We start from the raw sequence: 2,275 nt of genomic DNA on the forward strand, positions 1-2,275 counted from the left end.
GCGCGGGTAGTGCACCAGGCTGCGCGGGCCGCCGATCAGTTCGGGGTCGCGCTCGACGTCGGGGTCCCAGTCGGCGGGCAGTTTCGGATGTTGGACGAAGCGCTTGAAGTAGCTGCGGGTGCCCTCCGCGCCGCCCTCGCCCGTGCCTCCGTTGTCGGAGGTGAAGACGACGATCGTGTTGTCCAGGTCCCCGAGCGCGGCGAGGGTGTCCAGCAGCCGCCCGAGATTCTGGTCGATGTTGTCGACCATGGCGGCGTAGACCTCCATGTACCGGGCGTACAGCCGCTGCTGCTCCGGGGAGAGCTCCCCCCAGGCGCCCACCTCGTGTCCGGCCTCGAAGTTGCGCCGCGGCAGCCGGGTGTCGGCGGGGAAGAGGCCGGCCGCGAGCTGCCGGTCGAAGCGGGCCTCCCGCAGCGCGTCCCAGCCGCCGTCATAGCGGCCCCGGTAGCGCAGGACGTCCTCGGGCTTGGCCTGCAACGGACCGTGTACGGCATTGTGCGCGACGTAGAGGAAGAACGGCTTGTCGGCGTCGTGCGCCCGCAGCGACGTCACCATCGAGATCGCCTGGTCGGTGATGTCGTCGGTGTAGTAGTAGCCGTCGGGCAGGTCGTCGATGTCCAGCGGGCTGTTGTCCCGTACCAGCTGATGCGGATGGAACAGGCTGGTGAGCCCTTCCAGGACGCCGTAGTACTGGTCGAAGCCCTTCTGCAGCGGCCAGTTGCGCCGGTCGTCGGCCGCGTTGGACGCCGAGTCGCGCGCCAGGTGCCACTTGCCGACCGCATAGGTGGCGTATCCGGTGTCGTGCAGCAGTTCCGCCAGGGTGGGGATGTCTTCGGCGATCTCCATCCCGTAGCCGGGGAATCCGGGGTCGGCGTTCGCCACCATCGCGTAGCCGACGCGGTGCGGGTTGAGCCCGGTCAGCAGAGCTGCTCGGGCCGGTGAACACAGCGGCATGGTGTGGTAGTTGGTCAGCCGCAGGCCCTGCTCGGCGAGCCGGTCCAGGGTCGGCGTGGCGATCTCGGCGCCGAACGGGCCGATGTCGCTGTAACCCATGTCGTCGACCAGCACCACGACGATGTTGGGTGCGCGGCCCTCCGGACGGACGCGGGACGGCCACGCCGGTTCCGACTCGCCGAAGGTGCGCCCGATCCGACCGCCGAAGCCCGTGTACGGGTCGCGACGCGCGCCGGTGGGAGCGGGATGCGGGACGGGCCGGGGCCCGGGCTCGCGGGACGTCGACATGTAGCTGTTCCCTGCCTCGTCGCTGGTCGGATCGTGCGTCATCTTCGGTCTTCGGCCGTCGGTCATCTACTGCCGGCCATCGGCTGCTGTGGATGATCAGACGTCGGTCATCTACTGTCGACTATCCGCTTTCGGTAATCGTCTTTTTGCTTTTGGTAGCCACCAGTGTCCGTTGTCGGAGTCCCCACCTGTCTCACCGGCCGGATGCCTCCGGTGTCGTGCCGAAGCGTGCGGTGAAGACGTGGTTGCGATCCATGAGGCTGCCGGGTCGGCGGCCGTGGCCCCAGCCGAGCCAGCGCCGGTACTCCCCGAACCGGTTGTGGGCTTCGAGGAACGCCTCGTCCCGCAGCGACGACCCGGCCGGCGCCGGACCCGCCAGCGGCGCCACGAACAGCGCGTCGGCGGGGCAGTGGGCCTCGCACATGAAGCAGGTCTGGCATTCGGGCTGCCGGGCTATCACCGGATGGCCGCCGTCGACCGCGTCGAAGACGTTGGTGGGACACACCTCGACGCAGATGTTGCAGTCGATGCACCGGCTGCCGCTGACCACCTCGATCACGGGACCGCCACCTCCTCGGCGTGACGAAGGTCAGGAATGGCGGTGGTCTCGGCGGCCGTCCACACCTGGTCGAGACCACCGACGCGGATCCGGTGGGCCATGGCCGGGTCGGCCTCCGGCCGGTCCTGGCGGACCTGCAGCCCGCGGCTCTCCGGCCGCGACAGCGCGCTGCGGTACATCCACCGCGCGTGCGCGAGCATCGCCGCGGCCTCCCGGGTGGGGGTGACGGTGTGGGCGTCGCCGCTTGGCGCGAGCCCGTCGACGACGGCCGGCCACAGCGAGTCGAGGACGGCCAGTGACTCGCGCAGGTCCGTCTCGGTCCTGAACCTGTTGTGCCGCAGCGGCAGCACCCGATCCTGGACGGTGGCCACCACCTCCTCGTACCGCAGGTCGCCACGGCCTTCCCGGGCGCGCAGCCCCGCGCCGCCGGCGGGTGTGAGGGGCGCTGACGGCCAGCCGGCCGGGCGCCCGGGA

2 protein-coding genes and 1 pseudogene are annotated in these 2,275 nt (G+C 70.5%); all 3 read right to left on the reverse strand.

Features of this window, described 5'->3' with window-relative positions:
- Positions 1-1,242 (reverse strand): sulfatase-like hydrolase/transferase (locus DD1DGNOD_RS20280; protein WP_165036921.1); only part of this gene is annotated, 1,242 nt, incomplete at its 3' end.
- Positions 1,243-1,435: 193 nt separating this feature from the next.
- On the reverse strand, positions 1,436-1,801 hold the full coding sequence (locus DD1DGNOD_RS20285) for a 4Fe-4S dicluster domain-containing protein (RefSeq protein ID WP_131770830.1): 366 nt from the start codon (positions 1,799-1,801) through the stop codon (positions 1,436-1,438).
- Positions 1,798-2,275 (reverse strand): annotated as a pseudogene (locus DD1DGNOD_RS20290) (pyridine nucleotide-disulfide oxidoreductase); the annotation flags it as partial. The gene DD1DGNOD_RS20285 and the pseudogene DD1DGNOD_RS20290, both read right to left, overlap by 4 nt.

The organism is Candidatus Protofrankia californiensis (assembly GCF_900634765.1).
Classification (GTDB): Bacteria; Actinomycetota; Actinomycetes; order Frankiales; family Frankiaceae; genus Protofrankia; species Protofrankia californiensis.